At 50.4% G+C, this 23637-nt stretch carries 23 protein-coding genes; 5 read left to right on the forward strand and 18 right to left on the reverse strand.

Annotated elements, in window-relative coordinates; all coding sequences use genetic code 11:
* Positions 1-24: 24 nt before the first annotated feature.
* On the forward strand, positions 25-1422 hold the full coding sequence (locus tag F4Y39_13315; protein MYC14703.1) for an ammonium transporter: 1398 nt from the start codon (positions 25-27) through the stop codon (positions 1420-1422).
* Here the strand turns inward: F4Y39_13315 and F4Y39_13320 are convergent.
* Genes F4Y39_13320 through F4Y39_13355 form a run of 8 tightly spaced genes read right to left on the reverse strand, consistent with a single transcriptional unit; the run spans position 1377 to position 6400 of the window.
* Positions 1377-2363, reverse strand: coding sequence for an RluA family pseudouridine synthase (locus F4Y39_13320; protein ID MYC14704.1), 987 nt, complete (start codon positions 2361-2363; stop codon positions 1377-1379). The two genes, F4Y39_13315 and F4Y39_13320, sit on opposite strands and share 46 nt — an antisense overlap.
* A complete protein-coding gene (gene lspA, locus F4Y39_13325) occupies positions 2332-2796 on the reverse strand; it encodes a signal peptidase II (protein ID MYC14705.1) in 465 nt (154 codons plus the stop codon). The genes F4Y39_13320 and lspA overlap by 32 nt, the downstream gene beginning before the upstream one ends.
* Positions 2797-2838: 42 nt before the next feature.
* Complete coding sequence (locus F4Y39_13330; GenBank protein ID MYC14706.1) at positions 2839-3210, reverse strand: TraR/DksA family transcriptional regulator; 372 nt, start codon at positions 3208-3210, stop codon at positions 2839-2841.
* 1 nt (position 3211) lies between these two features.
* Positions 3212-3676, reverse strand: coding sequence for an NUDIX domain-containing protein (locus F4Y39_13335; GenBank protein ID MYC14707.1), 465 nt, complete (start codon positions 3674-3676; stop codon positions 3212-3214).
* Positions 3677-3716: 40 nt separating this feature from the next.
* The gene (gene mtnP, locus F4Y39_13340; GenBank protein ID MYC14708.1) at positions 3717-4592 is read right to left on the reverse strand and encodes an S-methyl-5'-thioadenosine phosphorylase; all 876 of its coding nucleotides are present in this window, start codon (positions 4590-4592) and stop codon (positions 3717-3719) included.
* Entirely contained in the window at positions 4585-5106 is a 522-nt protein-coding gene (locus F4Y39_13345) for a DivIVA domain-containing protein (GenBank protein ID MYC14709.1), read from the reverse strand. The genes mtnP and F4Y39_13345 overlap by 8 nt, the downstream gene beginning before the upstream one ends.
* Before the next feature lie 19 nt (positions 5107-5125).
* Entirely contained in the window at positions 5126-5713 is a 588-nt protein-coding gene (locus tag F4Y39_13350) for a YggT family protein (GenBank protein ID MYC14710.1), read from the reverse strand.
* A gap of 3 nt (positions 5714-5716) precedes the next feature.
* On the reverse strand, positions 5717-6400 hold the full coding sequence (locus F4Y39_13355) for a YggS family pyridoxal phosphate-dependent enzyme (protein ID MYC14711.1): 684 nt from the start codon (positions 6398-6400) through the stop codon (positions 5717-5719).
* 207 nt (positions 6401-6607) lie between these two features.
* Between F4Y39_13355 and F4Y39_13360 the strand changes: the two genes are divergently transcribed.
* Positions 6608-8542 (forward strand): hypothetical protein, encoded by a 1935-nt coding sequence (locus F4Y39_13360; protein MYC14712.1) that lies wholly within the window; start codon positions 6608-6610, stop codon positions 8540-8542.
* 15 nt (positions 8543-8557) lie between these two features.
* Here F4Y39_13360 and F4Y39_13365 read toward each other — a convergent pair whose 3' ends face one another.
* The 5 genes from F4Y39_13365 to recJ form a co-directional block, all read right to left on the reverse strand.
* Complete coding sequence (locus F4Y39_13365; protein MYC14713.1) at positions 8558-9337, reverse strand: ABC transporter ATP-binding protein; 780 nt, start codon at positions 9335-9337, stop codon at positions 8558-8560.
* Complete coding sequence (gene pap, locus F4Y39_13370) at positions 9333-10808, reverse strand: polyphosphate:AMP phosphotransferase (GenBank protein ID MYC14714.1); 1476 nt, start codon at positions 10806-10808, stop codon at positions 9333-9335. Before pap ends, F4Y39_13365 begins: the two co-directional genes overlap by 5 nt.
* Positions 10809-10817: 9 nt before the next feature.
* Positions 10818-11942, reverse strand: a complete 1125-nt coding sequence (locus F4Y39_13375; protein MYC14715.1) for a Gfo/Idh/MocA family oxidoreductase — start codon at positions 11940-11942, stop codon at positions 10818-10820.
* A gap of 576 nt (positions 11943-12518) precedes the next feature.
* Positions 12519-14030 (reverse strand): AAA family ATPase, encoded by a 1512-nt coding sequence (locus F4Y39_13380; protein MYC14716.1) that lies wholly within the window; start codon positions 14028-14030, stop codon positions 12519-12521.
* Positions 14031-14341: 311 nt separating this feature from the next.
* Positions 14342-16027, reverse strand: coding sequence for a single-stranded-DNA-specific exonuclease RecJ (gene recJ, locus F4Y39_13385; protein MYC14717.1), 1686 nt, complete (start codon positions 16025-16027; stop codon positions 14342-14344).
* 162 nt (positions 16028-16189) lie between these two features.
* Here recJ and F4Y39_13390 point away from each other — a divergent pair, with 162 nt between their 5' ends.
* The 3 genes from F4Y39_13390 to F4Y39_13400 all read left to right on the forward strand — a co-directional run bounded on the left by F4Y39_13390 (position 16190) and on the right by F4Y39_13400 (position 17963).
* Complete coding sequence (locus F4Y39_13390) at positions 16190-16585, forward strand: YbjN domain-containing protein (GenBank protein ID MYC14718.1); 396 nt, start codon at positions 16190-16192, stop codon at positions 16583-16585.
* Positions 16586-16624: 39 nt separating this feature from the next.
* The gene (locus F4Y39_13395) at positions 16625-17335 is read left to right on the forward strand and encodes a PspA/IM30 family protein (protein ID MYC14719.1); all 711 of its coding nucleotides are present in this window, start codon (positions 16625-16627) and stop codon (positions 17333-17335) included.
* A gap of 82 nt (positions 17336-17417) precedes the next feature.
* Positions 17418-17963, forward strand: coding sequence for a DUF4178 domain-containing protein (locus F4Y39_13400; protein ID MYC14720.1), 546 nt, complete (start codon positions 17418-17420; stop codon positions 17961-17963).
* A 5-nt stretch (positions 17964-17968) separates the two neighbouring features.
* On the opposite strand, the gene F4Y39_13405 is transcribed toward F4Y39_13400, so the two are convergent.
* From F4Y39_13405 to F4Y39_13425, 5 genes are all read right to left on the reverse strand, one after another.
* A complete protein-coding gene (locus F4Y39_13405; protein ID MYC14721.1) occupies positions 17969-19495 on the reverse strand; it encodes a polyamine aminopropyltransferase in 1527 nt (508 codons plus the stop codon).
* Positions 19496-19557: 62 nt separating this feature from the next.
* Entirely contained in the window at positions 19558-20403 is an 846-nt protein-coding gene (locus F4Y39_13410; protein ID MYC14722.1) for a DUF350 domain-containing protein, read from the reverse strand.
* Positions 20400-21131, reverse strand: coding sequence for a hypothetical protein (locus F4Y39_13415; GenBank protein MYC14723.1), 732 nt, complete (start codon positions 21129-21131; stop codon positions 20400-20402). Before F4Y39_13415 ends, F4Y39_13410 begins: the two co-directional genes overlap by 4 nt.
* Before the next feature lie 51 nt (positions 21132-21182).
* The gene (locus F4Y39_13420) at positions 21183-22643 is read right to left on the reverse strand and encodes a sulfatase-like hydrolase/transferase (GenBank protein MYC14724.1); all 1461 of its coding nucleotides are present in this window, start codon (positions 22641-22643) and stop codon (positions 21183-21185) included.
* 285 nt (positions 22644-22928) lie between these two features.
* The gene (locus tag F4Y39_13425; protein ID MYC14725.1) at positions 22929-23636 is read right to left on the reverse strand and encodes a phytanoyl-CoA dioxygenase family protein; all 708 of its coding nucleotides are present in this window, start codon (positions 23634-23636) and stop codon (positions 22929-22931) included.
* Position 23637: the final 1 nt, after the last annotated feature.

The raw sequence follows: 23637 nt of genomic DNA on the forward strand, positions 1-23637 counted from the left end.
CTCATTACTATGGGAGGAGTGGCTATGCAGACGTTCTTGAAAACCTTTATTTATCACCGGTTCACCAACCGGGTGGGAAAAGCACTCGCGGTGCTCGGTTTGCTTGCGTGTGCTACAACCGCCGCGCATGCAGCGGTTGACGAGGAAACCCTGTTCGTCTTCAATACTTTTTCATTCCTTATTTGGGGCGCTCTGGTGATGTGGATGTGCGCGGGATTTACCATGCTCGAGTCTGGATCTGTGCGCACGAAGAATGCCTCCATGATCTGCCTGAAGAATATTGGCATCTATTCCATTGCCGGGCTTGCCTACTATTTCATCGGCTATAATCTCATGTACGTCGATGTGGAGAGTGTGATTGGGTCATTTAAATTCTTATACGGACCGTCTGGCGATGAACTTGCTCTGCTGGCGGCGGAAAATGATGCTGCAAAGGCGGCCGCAACGGCGGCAGTAGTTAAGAACGGCTATTCCACTATGTCGGACTGGTTTTTCCAGATGGTCTTTGTTGCGACCACCGCTTCTATTGTCTCTGGAGCTCTGGCTGAACGAGTCAGGTTGTGGTCCTTTTTCCTTTTTATTCTGGTGATGACAGCGGTTATCTATCCCATCGTCGGTGCGTGGACATGGGGCGAGGGATGGCTAAGTGCGATGGGTTTCAAGGATTTTGCTGGATCGACCATCGTGCATAGCACCGGTGGCTGGGCGGCTCTTGCTGGTGCGATAGTCGTTGGGCCGAGGTTGGGTAAATTCCGCAGCGATGGTACGGTCAAATCCACGCCACCATCCAATATTCTTGTGGTGACGCTGGGTGTCTTCATCTTGTGGTTAGGCTGGTTTGGCTTCAACGGTGGATCGCAACTGGCATTGGGAAGCGCGCTTGACGCGGTCGCGATGAGTCATGTACTGGTCAATACCAATCTGGCGGCCGCAGCCGGTGTTATGGCAGCTCTTTTAGTTTCTCGACCGATCCTGGGGCGCATAGATCTGTTTGCAGGGCTGAATGGCGCAATCGCCGGTCTGGTCTCGATTACCGCCGGACCTGATATTGTTGCTCATTACTGGTCGGTCATTATTGGTGCTATTGGCGCAGTTGTGTGTACTGCCGGAATCAAGTTGCTGGAGAAGGTCAAGCTGGATGATGTGGTTGGGGCGATACCGGCTCACCTGTTCGCTGGCATCTGGGGCACCATAGCGGTCTGCATTGTTGGCGGCGGCAACTTAGGCGTGCAATTGATCGGCATCGTAGCGATTGGCGCATTCGTGTTTGTGACCTCGTGGGTTTTGTGGCGCGTGATTGATATGATGTTGAGTGCGCGCGTGTCGCGCCAGGTCGAACAATTGGGTCAGGATGTCGGGGAATTGGGAATTGACGCCTATCCCGAATTTGTGCTTATGCCAGAAGAAGATGATGAGGAATAAGCGTCGGCAAGAATCTTCTGCATATCCCCGGGGGGTTGTGCTCTAAACGCCATTTCTTTTTTTGTTACGGGATGCACAAATGTCAATTGAGTCGCGTGGAGCATCTGTCGATTTGTTTGTGCGAGCAGGTGGGTTGCTCTCCTGCGAAACAGGGGGGCAATCCCAGACAGCCGATCCTCGCGTCCGCCGTATAGCGGGTCACCAAATACAGGGCGATTGAGGTGCGTTAGATGCACTCTGATCTGGTGGGTACGTCCGGTCTCCAGCGCGAGAGATAGCAAAGAGAGAAAATCGTAACGCGCTCTTATTTTCCAGCGCGTTGCTGCATATCTCCCATTCTGAGAAACGGCCATTCGCTTTCGATTTTTTAGATGCCTTCCAATTGGTGCTTCTATGCGCCCCTCATCCGCTTCAAAGCCCCCCCATATCAACGCGAGATAACGCCGCTCCATTGCACGGGCTTCCAACTGGGCAGCCAATCCGCGATGCCCTTCATCACTTTTGGCGACGACCATCAGCCCCGATGTGTCTTTGTCCAGCCGATGTACAATACCCGGTCGTAAAACCCCGTTGATACCCGACAAATGCGTGCAATGTGACAGGAGGGCATTGACGAGTGTTCCCGATGTCACTCTTCCCGCTGGATGTACAATCATACCCGCAGGTTTGTCGAGCACCAGCACATGGTCATCCTCAAAAAAAATATCCAGAGGAATATCCTCTGGATTAATTGTACTATCTATTGGAGGGGGTATATCTATTGTGATGCTATCGCCAACCACCAGCCGATAGCTCGACCGCGTCGTCTTTCCATTGATGCATACAGCACCCTCGACAATCAATTTTTGAAGGCGTGAACGCGAAAATTCTGGGCGTTGGTCGGTCAAATAGCGGTCCAGACGCTGGCCTTCATGTTGGGGCAGAATTTTTAGATGAATCACGGTTGTACACCGTCTTACGGTGTTTAGATGTGATGCCAAAAGCAAAAATTAAAAGGGCGGTTCCCACACTGACGCAGGTATCCGCGAGGTTAAAAACCCACCACCGCGCAGTTCCAATGCCAAAATCGAGAAAATCAATTACGACGCCAAATCGCACGCGGTCGATGATATTGCCAATTGCACCTCCCAGTACCAGAGTCAAACCAATGGCTGCGAGACGGTCTTCTGGAGAGATCCGCCACAGTAACCCACCAACCACTATGAGTGCCACACAAGCCAGTAACAGGTGCAGGTATGGGTTGCCCAATCGGATGCCGAATACTGCACCCGGATTGTGAATGTAGGTCAGCTTAAAAAACGATCCCAATACCGGTACAGATTCTCCCAAGGTCATGGTTTGCAACACCCACCATTTGGTGAATTGATCCAGCATCAGTGCCACACCTGTAATCCATAAAAATCTCACAAGTACACCTCATGCCGATTTGTTTTGTTTTTCTTTACAAGGAACGCAAACTTCCGTGGTCGGCACCGCTTCCAGTCTTTCTCTTGGGATGGGAGTTCCACACGCTCGACACGTGCCAAATTCGCGTTTTTTGATGCGCGCTAAAGCGGCTTCAATTTGGTCCAGATAAGCACCGTCGCGTGCTGCAAATAGAAAAGCCTTTTCGCGTTCCATGGTCGAATTGCCCAAATCGGGCATGTGATCTGAATACGTCAGGTCGCCCGACGATTCTGCCGAGGTGATCTGCATGGAATGGCTCTGCAAAGTGCCCAGGTCTTTAACGATAGAGGTGCGTTTGGTCTCTAAAAGATTTCTGAAATACTCCAGATCACGGTTTGTCATTTTAATCCTTTCTATCCACAGCTTCCCGAATTTGACGCGCGTTTTCTTCGATTAGCGCGCGTTGTTCCGGCCAGAAAAACACAGGGAGTGGATCGAGTGGCACCCAGGACATGCTTTCGTGGTGCGTTGTGTCGGTTGGCACGGCATCAATCTGCTCGGTCGAATACAAAAAATAATGTGTTATTTTCCACTCTTTCTTGTGGAAATCAAGTCGTTCTTTTGTACCGAGTTTTTCCACGAGTTGCAGTTTTGATACCCCAACTTCTTCTTCGATCTCTCGTCGGGCAGCACATTCGATTTTCTCGCCCGCTTCAATGTGTCCTTTGGGCAACACATAGTCGGTGTGCCCTCTTTCGCTGGCCAGAGCCAGCAATATCTGATGGCCATCCCAACGCACCACCACACCGCCCGCAGCGTGACGTTCTCGCAACCCTTTGGGGCGTCTGTACCAGCTATCGTCGATCATAAAAGTTATTGTAGATGTGGGTTTGAAACCCACATCTACGTCAGGTCCAGTACTTGTCGTATAAAAGACTGAGACGTTCTTTTGCCGCGCTGGAAATAGCATCTGGCGATGTAATAATCGCAAATTGTGCGGCATTGAGACAATCGCAATCCGATGTTCTGGGCAACTGTGCAGCCAATGTGCATACAATTTGATTTGCGTGTTCGGCATTGGCTTTTAACACAGCGACCACAGCTTCGACCGACACATCTTCTTCGGCTTCATGCCAGCAATCGTAATCGGTGCCAGTAGCCAGCATCGCATAACACATTTCGGCCTCGCGCGCGAGCTTGGCTTCGGGCAAAGCCGTCATCCCGATCACGGTCGCATTGACTTCTCGGCGGTAAAAATGGGACTCTGCGCGCGTGGAGAACTGCGGTCCCTCCATACAGATATACGTTCCGCCATCGTGGGTGGTCACTCCGGAATTTTTTGCAGCAGCCAACAGCAAATCGCGCAATTCGCCGCAAAAAGGATCGGCAAAAGCCACATGTCCGGCGATGCCCCCGCCAAAAAATGTGCTCGCACGGATGCCGCGGGTGCGATCAAAAATTTGATCGGGCACTACCATATCACCCGGTTTTATGGTTTCCTGCATAATTCCCACAGCACTTATCGCCAACAGATGCGTCACGCCCATCTGTTTCATGGCATATACATTGGCGCGATAGGGCACTTCAGAAGGCAACAGCACATGCCCGCGTCCATGACGGGGCAAAAAATATACCGATTGGTCGCTTATACGCGTTTCGACAACTGCATCTGAGGGCGCGCCAAAAGGTGTGGCAAGGCGATGTTCGGCTACGATTTCCACACCTTCCATGTGATAAACACCAGATCCGCCCATAACACCCAGTCGAACAATCTGTTCAGGCATCTTCATCGTCCTGATCTGTGGCTTCATCTTCTACTTTCGGGATATCCTCTTGCACCACATCGAAGGTTATCACTTTCAATTGGTCTAAAAAATCAGTCTGAACCTGTATCAGAGCTTTAAATCTGGACAAGAACATATCGCGTTGATTTTGTAACTCCACAATCTCTGTGCGGATCTCATGCACCTGCGTGCGCGCTTTTTCAATGGCCCGATTGCTGCGGATCTCTGCTTCTTTCACAATCAGCCGCGCTTCTTTTTGTCCATTTTCCTTGACTTCCTCAGCCGTTTGTTGGGCAGTTCTGAGCATCTCCTGGAGGGTTTGCTCTATTGACCGATAGTGATGCACTTCTGATTGCAACGCATTGAGATGTTCTTTTAGTTCGATATTTTCGGCGCCGAGATGTTCGACTTCTGTAGCCAGCATGTCGAGAAATGCCTGCACTTCCTCTTGATCATAACCGCGAAAAGACTTCTTAAAAATCTGCTTGCGAATATCCAGTGGTGTGATGTTCACATTTCCCCTCCCCTAAGGGCTATAACTCAAATACACTTTGAATGGCACTTTGAACAACCTGCAGAAGTAAAATTAACAAAATGGGCGACAAATCGAACATGCCCAGTGGAGGAACGATCTGTCGAAAAGGTCCCATAATGGGCTCAGTCAAGCTATAAAGGGTCCACATAAATCTGCCCCCGCGCACAAAGGGCAACCACGAAAATACGATACGCGCGATAATTAAAACCAGCAAAACCGCAACGGCTCCATAGAGCAACCATCCGATGATATGCAGGATTTCGCCAGAAGAAATACCGTGTAACAATCCTATAAGTGAACGCAGCACATCGTTGGTCAACCACTTAAAAAAAAATGCCCCGATCAATGTCGCAATCACCAGAATCAACGGTGCCGCAGCGGTATTTCCAGGCATGTGTTGCGCAATGGGCCACACGAGCGGATCGGTTATGCGCCGAACATAATATTGAGACCAGCCAAAAGAACTCATACGCACCAAAATAGCGCGTAATAGCAATAACGTCACCATGCCGATTACCAATGCAACAAGCATCCAGTCAATGGCTTGTTGTATTAAAATAATCGCCTGAGCAACCACATCAACCATAGTCTATACCGCCCGCTGGCCAAAAATCGCCGTGCCCACGCGAACCATTGTCGCGCCTTCTTCAATTGCGACTTCAAAGTCGCTGGTCATCCCCATAGACAGGGCAGATACATGGGGCTTGTGAATTGCAATGCGGTCCCTGATTTGTCGCAATAAGACAAAATTTGGTCGCGCTGTTTCGGGGTCTGGATCAAATGCGCCAATTGTCATCAGCCCTGTCACCGAAACGCCCTGCAGGTCATCGACCTGCGCGACCAGATCCAATGCCGCGTTGGGCGATATGCCGAACTTCGATGTTTCGCCCGATGTATTTACCTGTACTAATACGCGAGTTGGGGTGTTTCTCCGCACGGCGCACCGGCTGATCTCTTTCGCCAGGCGCAATGTGTCAACCGAGTGAATCAGGTCGAATAAAGGCAACGCCTGTTTGACTTTGTTGCGCTGTAGGTGTCCAACCAAATGCCATGATACCACGCCGTCCACCTCTGGGACCTTGTGCTGTGCCTCTTGTACGCGACTTTCACCTAAAACCCATGTTCCCGCATCTACGACCTGTTGCACGACATCGGCAGGCCAGGTCTTTGTTACAACAATCAATTTAACCGCATCTGCCGACTGCCCGGACCGATGGATAGCCCTATCTATGCGGTCCTGGACGCGCTTTAAGTTCTCAGCAATTGCCGACATAGGTTTCGGTCTCAAGTGAAATATAGATTTCCTAATTTATGTAAAAAACAGTGTAATGGCAACAAAAACGGCTTGGAATACTGAGGTGAGCCGCACGAGGTTTTTTGCCATATAGGCCAAAAAATCGTTGACCTTATACAGGGGATATATGTATCGTAGAGCGCAGTGTAAGGGTCCTTTCTCTCTTTCAAATCTGGAGCTATTCTTATGCCGCGAAATGGTTATGGACACATGGTGCTGGATGATTATGTTGCGCGCGTGCGGGCTGTAAATGCCGATCGCGCAAAACGCCTATCATCTATCCGCAGTAAAAAAGAAGCTTTCGCATACCGCGATGAAGTGCGCGAGGCGATTGACAAAGCCTATCGCCCCTGGCCGAGTAAAACACCGCTCAATGCGCGTGTCGTCGGTACAATTGAACGCCGCCATTACCGCATTGAAAAAATCCTTTTTGAGAGCCGTCCGGGGTGTTTGGTCACTGCCCACCTTTACGTGCCCAGCAACCTCGACGGGCCAGCACCTGGTATTATTGGCTCTTGCGGTCATGCTGCCGATGGCAAAAATGCACCGCTTTATCAGGCATTTTGTCAGCGTCTGGCGCGCAATGGTTTTGTCGTCTTGATCTACGACCCCTTCAATCAGGGCGAGCGCGATCAATATTATGCCCTGCACAGCCGCGAGAGTGTGCGGTCGTCAACACATGCCCACAATATGATGGGCAAACAACTCGAACTCGTGGGCGAGTGGTTTGGCGCGTGGCGCGCATGGGATGGTATCCGCGCACTCGACTATTTGCTTACCCGTCCCGAAGTCGATCCCGCGCACATCGGGCTTACGGGCAATTCGGGCGGCGGTACTATGACCAGTTGGATCTGGCCGGTGGAAGCGCGTTTTACTATGGCTGCCCCCAGTTGCTTTGTCACTACGTTTGCCGCCAATCTCGAAAATGAATTGCCCGCCGATTCGGAACAGTATCCGCCAGGTGTGATTGGCGCGGGCCTGGATATGGCTGATTTTTTTATTGCCCGAGCACCTGCTCCCGTCATTTTGCTCGGGCAAGCCTATTGCTTTTTTGACCGACGCGGTCTCAAACAAGCCTATTCTGAAATCCGTCGTTTCTACGATATCATTGGCGCGCCAACCAATGCGACTGATATTTTTATCGGGTCAGAAGGCCACGGATTTTTCCGCGATAATCAGGAAGCTATGGTGCAATTTTTTGCAACACATGCGGGCATTCAGGAGGTTACCCGTTTGGAAGAGACCGAAGACTTGAGCGATGTCTTAAATGTCACCCCAAAAGGCGAGGTTGTGCCCGAAGGGGCTACGCCCATTTACGATCTGATTGCCCAAAACGCAGATGTTCTTGCATCAAAACGCAAAAAGTTGGGTAAGGATGAACTCATCCGTTGTGTGCAGAGTACGCTCAATTTGTCTGACAACCGCGACCTGCCCCACCACCGCTGGTTGCGCAGCACGACGGAAGATGGTGTTCGCCTGGCGCGGTATGCGATTGAAACCGAGGGCAATATTCGCGCTATTATGCGGAAGCGTCTGTCCAATCCTTCTTATTCGCATACGCTCGATGTCGAGCGCGAGGTTCATCTCTATTTGCCACATGTTTCTGCGGAAGAAGATTTGATAGAAGATCCTTTTGCAAAAAGGCTGAAAGAACAGCATCCGCTCTATGCTCTCGATGTGCGCGGTCTGGGAGAATCACTTGCCGATGATGAACGCGACTTTTTTCACCCTTATGGCAACGACTATATGTGCAATGGATATGGCCTGATGCTCGGTCAGAGCTTTCTCGGACGGCGGATTCACGATGTGTTATCCACACTCGACCTGCTGGCTTATGAAGGTGCGGAAAAAATCCATCTTTACGGTCGCGGACAGGGTGCAATTCACGCGCTATTTGCCGGATTTCTGCATTCTGCAGTGACGACTGTTACGCTGAAAAACTATCCACAGTCCTATCAGGTCTGGACACAAACGCCCCTGGTCAGTTGGCCTGCTGCCAATATCCCTCGGGGCGTTCTCACATCTTATGATCTGCCCGATTTGATGCACGCTTTGGACAAAAAACTCGCGCTCATACAGCCCTGGGGAGCGGATATGTCGGAAGTGGAAAGTGAGAAGTAGGAAGTGTGAAGGAGTTCATCCTTCCAGCCGCTCGCGCAAATGGGCTTCCATTGCCACAAATTGTGGGTCAGCGCGCAAGGTGTTTTCCCGAGGGTGGGGAAAGTTAACGCTCAGGTCTTCCGCGATTTTGCCGGGTCTGGCAGACATTACCACAACGCGGTCGGAGAGGAGCAATGCTTCGGAGATGCTGTGGGTGATAAATAAGACAGCAGCACCTGTTGCCTGCCATATTCGCAATAGTTCAATTTGCATCTTTTCCCGCGTCATTTCGTCCAGTGCCCCAAAAGGCTCGTCCATAAGCAAAACGGATGGGCGGAAGGTCAAGACTCTGGCTATGGCGACCCGCGATTGCATGCCGCCCGATAGTTCGCGCGGATACGCCTGCTCAAATCCAGCCAATCCAACAATGTCGATCATCTCAGAGACCCGGCTTAAAACTTCTGCGTCTCCAAAGACCTCGGCGGGTAGGCGCACATTTTCTTCTACTGTGCGCCAGGCGAGAAGCGAGGGATGTTGAAATACAAAGCCCACCAACCGTTCGCGCCGTGCGGTTTCGGGTATTTTCCCCAGTACGCGAACCGTGCCCTTTGTCGGTGTTTCCAGGTCGCCGACAATCCGCATTAAGCTCGTTTTGCCACATCCCGAGGGTCCGATCATACTGACAAATTCCCCCTGCGCTATTTGCAGAGAAATTTGTGCGAGTGCTTCTACCCGGTTGCTGTCGGTCACAAAAACCTTTTGAATATCCCGCAGTTCAATGGCTAATTCACTCACTTCGCGTCTTACCTTTTCAATGTTTGATCAAGTGCTTTTCCAGGGTCTTGACCACGGTTTTCAGCGTTTTAATGCGCGCATATAGCTTGCAATTGGACTCGACAATGGTCCACGGCGCGTAATCTGTATTCGTGCGATACAACATGTCATCCACTGCGTCGCGATACTGATCCCATTTCTCTCGATTGCGCCAGTCTTCATCCGTAATTTTCCACTGTTTGGACGGTACTTTTTCGCGGTCTTGAAAGCGCTTCAATTGTTCGTCTTTGTCGATATCGATCCAGAATTTGAATAATAAGGTGCCGTAATTTGCCATCTGTTCTTCCATTTCGTTGATTTCGCGGTACGCGCGTTGCCATTCCAGTATTGTCGCAAATCCCTCTACGCGCTCGACCAGAACGCGCCCGTACCACGATCGGTCAAAGATGGCAAAATGACCGGCTTTGGGCATTTTGATCCAGAACCGCCACAAATAGTGATGTGCCAGTTCAATATCATTTGGCGCGGCGATGGGGAACACGTCGTATCCCCGCGGGTCCATGCGGCGCACCAGGCGTTTGATATTGCCTCCCTTTCCCGCAGCATCCCAGCCTTCGTACACAATGACGACCGACTGCCTTTGCAAATACACTTCGTGCTCGATTTCCCATATCTTTTTTTGATAAATGCGGCGCAGGCGATCGTATTCTTTGCGCGTGAGTTCTCTGGACAAATCAGATGTTTCGAGCATAGAATGCGGGATTGAGGATAGGGAAACCGCTTTGGTCCGCGTCTTTTTGTTCAGAGATGCCAGTTTTTTTTCGAGGACTTCAATCACTTTTTCAAATACTGAAACTGTTGCAAAACGCCAGTTTTCAGCCGACACAATATGCCATGGGGCATATTTGCTATCCGTACGTGAGATCATTTCTTCTATGACTTCTCCATACCATTCGTATTGTTTATTTTTTTTCCAGTCGTAATCTGTTACGCGCCAGGACGTCAGGGGATTTTTCTCGAGTTGCTTAAAACGCTTTTTTTGTTCTTTGCGCGAGATGTGCAGAAAAAACTTGATGATTACATGGCCGTCATCTACAAGTTGTCGCTCGAAATTATTCACTTCTTGATACGCCTTATCAACCGGCAGTTTGCTCATCATCGGATCTAATTTTTCCACAATAAATCGACTGTACCAACTCCGACCGTAAATCGCCATGCGCCCGCGTTCGGGGATTTTGGTCCAGAACCGCCACATAAATGGTCGGTAAATCTCTTCTTCATTGGAAACTTGCGTCGAATATACTTTGACACCCCGGGGATCGAGTACTTGCAACAACTCATTGATTTGTCGTCCTTTGCCAGAAGCACCCCAGCCTTCGAATACAATCGTGATGGGGACTTTGTTTTCCAGTGCCTTTCGCTCGAGCTGGCCCATTTTTATTTCCAGTTTTTCCATGCGGGCGTTGTAGTCCGATTTTTTTATTCTTTGTTTTAGATCAATAGCATCCATGATTTCCATATTTTACTCCTCTATCCACGAGCGCGAGTCGGGTACATCTAACCACGCTCCGTCTTGTACAATTGATTGTTGACTGAGTAGTCCCGGTAAGGTCATGTCCATGGCTTCGTGAATGCCAATTGGACAGGCGATTTCGCCGTTGATGCTTTGAATAAAATCCATGATTTCGAAATAGTCGCCCCCGCCGTGTCCGGCTTTTAATGCCGCTTCAGAGGGATCGCGCCACATGTCGGGTAGATAGTCTTCTTCCAGATCTGTCAGATCTATCCATTCATTTTTTTCGCCGCAGATATCTGCGAGCCATATGCGATTGACACCGCCGCGCGTGCGCGCCGATTCATAACATCCTTTTGTCCCTTGCAGTTGAAAATTGCCGGTTGCGTGGGGGCGTTCCGATAGCATATCTACCCGGATTTTTACCAGCCCGCCGCTCGCCATCTGGCACAACATGACGCACGAATCTTGATTTTCATACTGGTCTCCCCGCGGGTCTGTATAATGGTGTCCGCTGCCCGCACAACACACGCGCACTACGCGGTCGCCCGGCATCCACTGCAAGAGAGGTCCCAGGCTGTGCGTGCAATAGGTTATACCATCAATGCCCGTTTGCCACTTGCGCCGCCATTTTGTGATTTCATTCAGGGCTTTTAATTCGTGCAAATACTCTCCTTCTCCGTAATATACATCGCCGAACAAATTCCGCCGCACGAGTTCTTTTACCAGTACGTTGGGGCGGGTATAGGTGTAATTTTCAGCCATCATATAGATTGCTTTTGACGATTTTGCGGCGTGTACCAGGGCGCGACATTCCTCCACAGAGATCCCGGCTGTGACTTCGCTCAAGACGTGGATGTTGCGGTGCAGTGCCTCAATTGCTTGCTGAGCGTGAAAATGCATGGGCGTGCCGATGACTACTGCATCGAGTTCAGAGCGCGCGAGCATGGTTTCGTAGTCCGCGTATTTTTCAGAGGCTCCCAATCGTTCAGCAGCAGCGTCGAGTTCCTCTTCGCGCACATCGCATACCGCGTGAATGCGAGCCGTTTCATGGGCTTCAAAAGCGACCCGAAAACTGCCCCCACGCCCGGCAGCCCCTACAATGCCCACGTTTAATTTTTCAGCAATGCCCATGATTTTATTCCCATGTTTTGTTCGTAAAGTTCAGATGATTGGCGTTTTCAATATTGTAGAATTTGTCGACAATGTAGGTGTATTTCATTCATCACGGATTTGTTAGCACTCGTGTCATAGGATCTCCACATCTGATTCTCTGAATGATTTCCGATCTCCCGCGAAAGCGGACTTTGTTAGACGTGTTTCTCAGTCGTCTTTGCTCAATTTTCGAAATCCTGCCTGATGCAACAACCGGGGTAAACTTCGTACCTGCGTTATGTGGAATGATCTGATCAGCGACATCAGCACCAGCCTGAAGTTGCCTTGCGGCCTCACTGGCACTGATCCCACCCGATTTCAACTCTATGGGTACGGTCCACGGACTTCCATCTTTATCATCTAAATATCCGATGTACAGGTAGTCGCATCGTGTTTCATGTTGGCTTGGAGGTGAACCAGGAGAATCCATGTGGATCAGGACGAATTGACGCGAAATCCCCTTGAGCGAAATCGAACACTTTCCTGCCCTACACTGCTTTCTCTAGCATCGAGCATCCAATTTCTCTCGTACCGATTCCATCATCGTCATCTGGTTCAATTTTCCTCAATTCGGTTGGAGATTGTTGCCCAGTCGTTGTGGGTACCGATCGCGACATCGTCGTAATCGGATCGGAATCCGCCATAATCCACATCAAGGGGTATCTCCTTCACAATCGAACCCCTAGGGCGTTTTTTAGGTTCGAACAGCCAGGTGCCTACTTGGTCGGGACTGAGCGCGTAATCCGCCCCACCGATCCCTTTTCTATCAGATTCTGAAAGTTCGGAGAGGCGTACCAGATTGGCGAGTTCTTCCAGCACCCACTCACTATGTGTGGTAATTATAACACGTATGCCAGAACGCACCGCCGCAGCGAGATGCCGGATGAATTCGACTTGCATACCAGGGTGTAGGTGGGATTCGGGTTCTTCGATGATCAGAACTTCTCCAGGTGAGACGACATGGCGAAGGTACAATACAACAGGCGCGAGTTCAGATACCATGGATGAAGTATTCATCAGCGGCATGTCTTCTTTCCACCCTGTTGGTTGATAGGAAAATACGGGATACCCCGTTTCTGATTTTTCGTTGCGAATTGAACCACTCAGGATCTCTTTTTCAAGACGTTGGGTGAGGTTCTCATTCAGCCTTTTCCTTCTGCTTGACAAATCGCCCAATTCAAGGAGTTGTTCGATGAAGTCTGCGATAACGCCAGAGAGTGCCGGTAATGCCCGTTTGGGGTGGATACCTCGCGATGCACCCCGGATCAAAGAACCTACAACAACCTTGTGTGCGTGCATAATGCCCGTGCGATCTGCAGGGAGATAATAGGCGGGCTGACTTATTGGATTATCGAGGTAAGAAGCGATATTCTCAGAAATGCCATTCATCAATTTAGCCACAAAAGACATTCTTTCATCACTATCTGCCCATTTTCGTCCAGACCTTATTTTGCCTTCGGATGCGTCTTGGATATACTCCTCAAGAGCATCTTTTCCGATCTGCAAATTGGTATCGGGAATTGAAGTGGTAAAAGCCCCTTTTGCAATAGTGAATTTATACAATGAACTGTGGTTATACTCGGCTTGTGAGGAGACCGGTGAGAGAGTGATCTTAGCACTTTCCTTACTTCCATAGCGAATAAGTCTTCTGGTCTCGTCAATGCCAAAACACCGCATTATTTCGTCGGCGAGATCATTGGCAGAAAGAAAATTACTGAACACAGCACGGATCAGCGACGCAATTTTATCTGGTGGAATATTAGAAGAATTCTCGTTCACTTGTGAAACGATTTCGTCTGCTCTGTCAATAAAACGCGTGATGTCTTTCCCGTATATCACAGCCTCGTGGGGGAAACTCTGACTGCTAATATATAAAAAAGGAGGCTCCTTTCCTTCGTGACTATTAAAAAACTTATGCAGCGCGTAGATCAAAATCGCCAAATAAGACTTTCCCGTATTGCTCGGTCCGACGAACACAGTGAGTGGGCGCAGTTCAACTTCTGCACGATAAATCGGTCCTAAATCCCTGACCGATAGCATCAGATTTCTGTCTTGTGATGTCGCCATTGCTGCCTCCTCTGAATATCCTGGATGGCTTATTGGGCAAGTGTACCTTTTTGAAGCAACGTTTTCAGATCCTTTGACGGTTCAATACCCACAAGGGAGTTTCCCTCAGATAAGTCTTTAAGACGCATTAAAAATACCTTTATTAACAAATTCTGTCGCAAGCAACACACGAGGGTAGCACGACGACATTAATGATAAAAAACTTTCTGGATCGCGGCTCAAGCATGCCCCTGCATGGTTTAAGCAGGGGACCATGCCGCGATGACGGCTTTCAGGTGCTCATGCTTTGCTGATTGCTGATCGCTATGATTTCAACCCTTATCAGAACTCGACAAGCGCATGTCCTCTACCAGCATTTGCACATTGGTTCTGCCTTGCCAGGTATTGGCCTGTAGAGCAAAGGCGAGATCGACGCGGTCGCCTACTGACAATTCGTAAACCCGCTCGCCCTGGCGAAACCAGATTGCATCGCACAGGTCAGCACCTGTATCTACGCTGAGTTTCAAATGCGCCCCGCGGCCGATGGCGCGCGCATCTGCAATTCGACAATCGCGAGCTACAAAACGCGGCAACTCGTTTTTTGCACCAAAAGGGGCCAATTTGTCCAGGGAGTCAACGGTTGTCAGCGAAATATCGGACGGTTTGAGGGTGGCATCGACTTCCAGTTGGGGCGTCAGTGCTTCCTCTGATAGCCGCGCTTGAGCATCTGCGATCAACCGCTCTTGAAATTCGAAATAATTTTCAGCGGGGACTGAAAATCCGGCGGCATCGGCGTGTCCACCAAATTCGGTGAGCAGATCTGAGACGCGGAAAATCGCCTCGACGATATTGTATCCACCTGCTGTGCGCGCAGAACCCGTGTAGATGCCATTTTTCCGAAAGTTGGTACATACCAGTGCGGGTCGCGAAAATTTTTCGACCAATCGCCCGGCGATCAGCCCGACCACACCCAGATGCCATTCTTCACCGCGCACGACCAGAATGCGATACTGATCCAACCAGTTATCTTCTACCATGCGTTCTGCTTCGGCTATGCCGTCGTTTTGCAGGGTCTGCCTTTCGCCATTTAGACTGTTTAATTCTTCGGCGAGTTTTGCAGCCTGTTCTCGGTTTTGACAGCGCAACAAATCGAGTGCCAAATCTGCCGATGATAGGCGCCCTGCACTGTTGATGCGCGGTCCCAGAAAGAATCCAATAGAGATTGTGTCAACGGGGCGGTTGGTCGTGCCCGCGACGGCTTTGAGTGCCTGCAAGCCCGGGCGCGCGGTGGTATCGAGGACCTGCATCCCCTTTCGCGTAAGCAGGCGATTTTCTGCAACCATGGGGGCCATATCAGCCACAGTGCCCAATGCGACGAGATCCAGAAGCGAGTTCAAATATCGGCGGCGTTCCGAATCGGGCAGGAATTCTGGTGCCAGTGCCTGTACTACTTTAAATGCCACCCCTACGGCAGCCAGTCCTTTGAAGGGATATTCACAGTCTGCGCGATTGGGATTCACCAGTGCCAGAGCGTCTGGCAATTTGTCCTGTGGATGGTGATGGTCAATGACTACCACATCAATTCCGGCGTCATTAGCCGTGTCAACAGCCTCAAATGCTGAAATGCCATTGTCCGCGGTTACAATGAGTTGTGCTCCTTGTGCGTATGCCGTCTCTACACCCGACGGTTTCATGCCATACCCATCTCGGAACCGGTCGGGTAACAAAAATGTGGCATTGGCACCTACCAGATCAAAAAAATCCAGCAAGACAGCGGTGCTCGTGACACCATCTACATCGTAATCGCCAAAAACCACAATGCGCTCTTTTTTGCGAATGGCTTCTGATATGCGTTCGACAATGCGGTGCATGTCTTGCATTAAATAGGGGTCATTCAAAATATCGGGAGAATCGGCCAAATCTTCTATTTTTAATGAACGGTTTGTGAGAATGACATCGGCAATAGAATGATAGTCGCCCTTATGGCGTATGTTCCATATCGGGTACCTGGGTTCCATAAAATCTCCAGAGTGGTTGATCAGAGTGCGTATATGCGATCTCTACTTGACTTGAAGTCAATTTGAACGTTAATTTTTGAAACCAATATTTCGCTTGCGTATCTCATAGGCAGGACGGTGGGTCACGTTACACCTTCCGCTAACCGCTTTCAGGAGTTTAAAATGTCAGAATATTTCAATACAGTCAAATCTTATCTTCAAGACCTCAATCTCGCGGTTGACGAGGAAGATACCGCTGAAGAACTCGTTGTGGTGAGCGACGAAGACCGCGGTGTCAATCACCTCATTGTCGATTGCGAAGATCCCATCCTCATTATTGAGCAGGCTATTATGCCTATTCCCAACGTCCCTGGGGATCTGTACAAAAGGTTGCTCGAAATGAATCGCACACTCGTCCACGGGGCGTTTGCCCTGGACGATGAAACCGGCACGGTTCTTTTCCGCGATACCCTGCGCCTCGATACCCTTGATCGCTCTGAGCTTGAAGGCTCTATCACCGCGCTCGAACTCGCCTTGGCCGATAATGCCGCAGAATTACTCGAATATAGCCATCAGTAGTCAGTTGAACACTGACCATTTCCAAAAAAGGAGTATTTTATGAGCATCTTTCAACGTCTCTTCAGTGTGGGCAAGGCCGAAGTCCATTCGGCTATTGACAAATTTGAAGATCCGATAAAAATGACCGAACAGGGTATCCGCGACCTGAAAAATGATCTCAATAGCGCGATGACCAGCCTGGCTGAGGTCAAAGGTCAGGCCATTCGATTGCGAAAGCAAGCCGAAGACAACAAGAAGGCCTCTGCTGATTGGGAGCGTAAGGCCATGGTTTTGCTCCAAAAAGCCCAGAGCGGTGATCTGGATGCTGGGGAAGCCGACCGGTTGGCAACCGAAGCCCTTAGTCGCAAAACAGAGGCCGACAGCCGCATCTCTCAGTTTGAGCAAGATGCCGAGATGCAGGAAGATATGGCAGCTAAGCTTCAAAGTCAGGTGGAGAAACTCAAATCTACCATTGCAACACACGAAAATGAACTCATTTCACTGCGCGCGCGGGCGAAAACAGCGGCTGCGACGAAGAAAATCAACAAGCAGCTCGCCAAAGTCGATTCGTCTGGTACAATTGCCATGCTCGAGCGTATGAAAGAACGGGTTGAAGAGGATGAATCGCTCTCGCAGGCTTATGGCGAAATAGCCGGTGAATCCAAGAGCGTTGATGAGGAGATTGACGCGGCACTGAGTACCTCATCGGGTGACACAGATCAACGCCTTGCTGAACTCAAAGCAAAGATGGGGATGGCTTCGAAAGACTGACGCTGGGTGTGCCTGTAGGAGAGACGCTGGCGCACCCGTTCTATCTGTCGCAGAAGGTTCATGGGTTGCCTGGAGATCTCAAATGAATTGGAATCCTTTTAAGAAGAAGAAACAAGAACCCGAAGCTCTCGATCCCCTCAGTGTTACGCTGTCCGATCTCAAGCTGGGTTATGTCCTCGACTACGATCTCAAAACATGGCAGGTTACAGCGCAGCATTATTACGATTACGAGGGTGACCGCGCGGATGAATGGGAACTCACCTGCGGCGATGATGTGGCATATCTCGAGCGGTCAGAAGACGATAGTATCTCCTGGGCCCTGACGCGCAAGATCCCCCTTTCCGATATTGAGGGCGATATCCGTGGGCACATGCGCGACCACGACAATGATGATCCTCCAGATGAAGTTAGATGCCAGGGGGTTATGTTCTATGGCATATCGTCAGCCGTTGGATCTTTTTACAAAGATAGCGGGGACGAGGGACAGCAGTTTATCATCTGGAATTATCTCGACGAGTCGGAGGAACACACCCTATCTATCGAGCAATGGGACGAAGACGCTTTTGATGCCGCGGTGGGGGAGATTGTCGAAGAATATCAATTTAGCAATATATTGCCTGTAGATTAATATCTTTACTCAAACCCCCATTCTGATTTCCGATAGTATCGATCTACTGTTGGCTCCATTTCCGTGCTGACCTCGATTGCATGTTTTTCATCAAACATGCCCTTCCAGAAGTGCAACATTCCCCGCATTGCTTCTGCATTCAAAAATTGCGTTTCAATGTCCTCAAAGGTGAGTTGCCGCATTCGGCGAATGAGGTCCATTTCTTCGGCTTTCATTCCCAATACCCATCCCCAATCTCCCATTGTTGGTATATAGGTGTGATAGGGTATGGTGGAAAAACCGGCGTCTGTCATCGTGCGCTCAATGCACAGAAATGCAAGGCGCGCGTTGAGGGGACTCGATGCCTGGGTTACCAGTACGCCATCGGGTGTTAAGTGACGCGCACACAGGCGATAAAATTCCCGCGAATACAATCTGGCGAGGTCTGGTCCTTTGGGGTCGGGCAAGTCGATGATGATGATGTTGAATAATGCATCTGAATGCGCCAAAAACGCGCCCGCATCGCCGATTACCACATTGACACGCGGGTCGTCCAATGCCCGCGCATTCGCTTCCACAAAGACCGGGTGTGTGCGCGCCAGATTGATTATCGCTTTGTCTAAATCTACAAGGGTAATCGCTTTCACGTCTGCATATTTTACGACTTCGCGCACAGCCAGTCCATCCCCCCCGCCTAAGATGAGTACGTTGTTCCGCGATCCCGATAGTTTCATGGCCGGATGTACCAGCGATTCGTGATAGCGTTCTTCGTCATAGGTGCTGAATTGCACGTTGCCATTTAGGTGGAGCCAGTGGTGGCCTTTCCATTCTGTTATGACAATGCGTTGATAAGCGGTCTGATCTTGATAGATTACGCGGTCGCGATACCGACTTTGCTCGCCCCATATCACAATGGGGCGGATATAAAGCCCCAGTACCAGAAGGCCCGCGCCCAGGATCCAGAATGCCGTCAATAGCAGCGAGCGACGCGCCAATAAGTGCCGATATTGCCACAGCAATACCGATGCCACGATAAAGTTAATCGCGCTCAACGCGAGTGGTGTGTACGTCAGGCCCAATTCTGGCAATAAAAAAAAGGCGAATAGTAGTCCGCCGATCAATGCGCCAAAATAGTCTTTTTCCATTACTGAGGCGATATTGGTGCGCAGATCCTGATATGCTTCGTTCATGCGCGCGACCAGCGGAATTTCCATGCCGATTAGTATGCCGATGGCAAAGGCATAGCTATAGATGAAAACACCTGCCGACAACACGAGTACCGACCCAAAATACGCTACAACCGCACAGGTGGCACACAGGACTGAGAGATAAAATTCGATTGCGATAAAGCGATCCAGCAACCTGTCCGTCAATAATCGGCTCCATCGGCTGCCCAGGCCCATGGCAAATAACATCAGCGACATGAGCAGTGCCCACTGCAATGTCGTGTTGCCCAATAGATAGCTCGCCAGCGTTGACAATGTAAATTCCGCTACAATGCCCGCGCATCCCGTGGCGAATATACAGGCTTTTAAGAGATAGCTCTGTCGCATAAAAAAATACTCGGCGGGTGTTTATACCGCCGAGTTAGAGAAATTTAATACAACTTCCTTTTTTACAAGCTCCATACGATCAGAAACGATGCACCGACGTAAGATGTGGCTTCGATGAAGCCCGCGCCGAGATTGGGGTGTTCTTGATTGGCGATTTCATCGGTCAGTTTTTGTCCGGGTAAGAGGATTACATCGGAGATGAATCGGACGATGGGTAGCAAGATCAATCCCGCGACGACTTCGATTGCAAAGTCCTGTAAATTTACAGTCCAGGAAATAAAATTGCCCGCCGATGCGTGAAATACGATGATGCCAATGCCGACTAATGCGCCCGCAAAAGCGACGCCCGCGGCGACGTTGTCTTTTTCGATTTCATCGTGAATGCTATACGGGGTAATCCATTCGTACACCAGTCCGGCCAGTACCAGAGCTACCTGACCCAATGCCCAGAAAATCACGGTTGTCACAATTCCGCCAATCTCACCCGATACCGCGCCAAAGATCACCAATCCAGTTGCTATGTACGACGCGGCAATCACGGCACCGGTGCCCGCGTTTTGATCGTTGATTAATTCATCCCGAATTTTGAATCCGTGCAGGATCACTCCGTCGTTGACCAGACGCGAGAGATTTAGCAAGATGATCGCCAGCAATCCGTATATGCCGATGTCGATCAAATCGTTTTCCAATCCCTGAGATGGACCAGATAGGGTGCCGCCGATGGCCATGATCAATCCGAAATAATATCCCGCCATGGCTACACCCAGTGCGACGTTGTCTTTTTCTACGAGTTCTTCTCGCACGCTGTAACTCGTTGTCGTCAAGTCCTTGACCAATTTGCCGATCCAGAATAATACAAACGCGCTGATGAGATAAATACCCGTTGCGATTAAGTCCTGTCCTATCATTTTCCAAACCCTCCAAAACTGCGGCTGCCAAATCCAGATCGGCTGCGACTCGTTGAACGCGAACTGCCAAATCCACTGCGACTCTGGCTCGCGCGACTTTGCACTTTTTGTGTGAACGATTGTCTCTGTTGTGCTATGTTTGCCTGGCGTCGCTGGAATGTCGATGGTTTTTGTTTTTGTGTTACAGATCCCTGTGTGCCATACTCCCGATTGCGTCCGTAATACGGACGTTGATCTCGGCGATAAGACCGATAATCGTCGTAATCGTAGCGACTCATGCCAAATCCACCGCCCCAACCGAGCATATGACTCATGAGCGCGTATTGGCCGTAGAATTCCCAGAACGATGTGCCCCCGCGATCCGTCCAACGCCCGTAGCTCGGATTGCCCACATAGTGGTATCCGGGCGGATGTGGCGTGTTGTTGACGCCATCTTGCTCAGATTTGGCAACGAGCGCCATTCCCAAAAATGGTTCGTATTTTCGATAGATGGATTCCGATACTTCTATCCAGTCCGATTGTACCTTTTTTTCTCCCTGTGTTATTAAATACCGGTGGTAATACGTGGTGAAGAGAGTGCCTTCTTCGCGTATGTCATCCAGTACAATCATATATGCCGGTGCCGAGGCCAGCGATTTTTGCATTTCAACGACGGGATCGCGCTCGCCGCCGCACCCGGATAATAACAGCAGGCCGATTAGCAAGACTGGCAGTCGTCCTCGTGTCATAATTCCTCCTTTGTTTTATTTAAGATACCTCAATATCAGTTTTGTGCAATACTATCTCGGGTCTTCGGGTAATTGTGAGAAGTCGAATTCATTTACTTCATCGATGTCTGGTGCAAATGGGGGGATGGCGTGGGGGATATGGCTGTGCCCACAGCGTGCGATGAGTGCTCGGGCGCGTGCTTGTCGTTCGGCTTGTGCCAAGATATCATCGGCAGACCAGCGTGCAAAGATTTTTTCGAGGCCCGATTGGATCACGTCACGATACCGGGGATCATTGGATAGGTCGCGGCGTTCTTCGGGGTCTTGGTCAATGTTGAACAATTGGCAAGAGTCAAATTCAGAGTAATAGTTCAATTTCCACGGTCCCGTGCGGAGCATGCACGCGGGCTGGTCGCCGAGTAAGCCGATGTATTCTGCAAAGACTTCATTGGGCCAATCTGGCGGGGTACCCTGGAGGAATGGGGCGAAGCTTTTTCCGGAGACATCGGGCATGGGGTCAGCGCCCGCAATGTCCAGAGCTGTGGGTCCGACGTCGATGAGGCTGACGATGGCATCTTCTGTGTGGTTTTCGCGAAGATGACCTGGCCCTGAGCAGATCAAGGGAATGCCTACAGAACCTTCGTAAAAGCTGCTTTTCCACCACATGCCGTGTTCATGTGCCATGTCGCCGTGGTCCGAGGTGTAGATGATGACGGTATTGTCCGCATCGGAGGAGGATTGTACGGTGTCAATGATCTGGCCAATGTATCGGTCGAGTTCGGTTGTCAGGCCGTAATAGGCGGCTAACCCGCGGCGGTTTTGTTCTGGGGTGATGTCTTCAACGCCGCGTCTTTCGCGCCATTTTTTCATGGCCGGATGCAGGGCGTTTAAGTATTCGGGCGATTCGGGTTCGAGCGGTGGGATTTGCGCCATGTAATACTCGAAGTCTTCTCTGCCACAGATCAGGGGATTGTGTGGGTTCATATAGCCGACGACGAGGGCATAGGGTCTGTCGCCCTCTTGCCGATGGGCGATGAATTTGCAGGCTGTTTCGGTGACGGATTTGTCAAAGTGGCGATAGCCCGTTTCGCCATGACCAGATACTTGAACGCCGTATTTGGTCTGTCCCGTTGTGCGGTTGTATCCTGAGCCGAGAATTTCTGCGGATAGCCCGCCGCAGTCGGCGTGGATGCGTTTTTCAAAGCCGTGGAATTGGTCGGGGTTTCTAAAGTGCATGCGTCCGCATAGTACGGCTTCGTATCCCGCCGCGCCAAATGCATGGGCAAATGTGGGGGTGTCAAAAGACAGGCTGCCGCTGTTGTCATAGACGCCCACGTCGCTGGGGTACTGCGCGGACATAAAGCCTGATCGCGAAGGCGCGCAGAGGGGATAGGGGCAATACGCATTGCGAAACCGGACCCCGCTGCGGGAGAGTGCGTCCAGATTAGGCGTTTGCACAATGGGATTTCCCGCACATCCCATTACATGGGGATTGTGCTGGTCAGAGATGATGATGATAATGTTGGGAGTCATAGGTAAAAGTGTGAAGTGAGGAGGATGAAGTGTGAAGTGAGAAGGATGAAGTGTGAAGTGAGAAGGATGAAGTGTGAAGTGAGAGGCACGTCATTGCGGCATGGTTTTGAGCCGCAATCCAGAAGAGAAAAGTGTGAAGTGTGATGAACAATAAAATCCAAGCAACCACAGATAAACGCGGATGAACACAAAGAGATACGCCTACATCCATGTAGAAGCGATCCCGGTCTCATATTCTTAGATCAGAAAATGGCCTCGCGCGTTCCAGATTGATCAATCCCGCCCCTATTTTCGATCATTTCCGTTATACAATCCCTCGCCGCGTACGAGCAGACGCTTGGGGTTGGGAATGTCCATGAGTTCATCGACGCTGTGATAGCCTACTGTCATGCTCATGCGCGTGTCGTCGGTGTGGTTTTCGCCTGCGCCGTGGACGACCATGCTGTCGATTGCGAGCATTCCACCTGCTGGCATGGGTACGGGGAGTGCTTGACCGAGGACATCGCTTGCCCAGTCTGCGTCGTGAATAGATGTGGAGACGCCGGGGAAGTGATGCGATCCGGGTACAATGCGGGTGCATCCATTTTCGAGGGTGGTTTCTTCGAGGTAAAAGATGATGGTGTAGATGTTGCGCGTCCACTGTCTGACATCGCGATGGAGATATGCGCCTTTGTTGTCCGATGCTGTGCGCAAGGTGGCGTGGTTGTGGCGGTTGGTGATGATTTCGATATTGGGTCCCAGAAGCGATTCGAGTGGGTCGAGCGCGTATGGATGCGTGACTGCTTCTCGAAAGACCGACGCGCGGTCCATAAGGGCAGAGATGCGCACGGCGCGGCCATTCTTATTGCGTACGATGGGTTCGATTTGGCGGTCAATGTCTTCCATGATAGCGGTCTTCAGGTTTTCAACCATTTCTTCTGGCAAAAGGTCTGGAAGGCAGAGAAAACCGTTGTTTCGGAAGAGCTGGATTTGTCGCATGGTGAGTGAGGGCATG

This window comes from Gemmatimonadota bacterium (assembly GCA_009838845.1).
Lineage (GTDB): Bacteria > Latescibacterota > UBA2968 > UBA2968 > UBA2968 > VXRD01.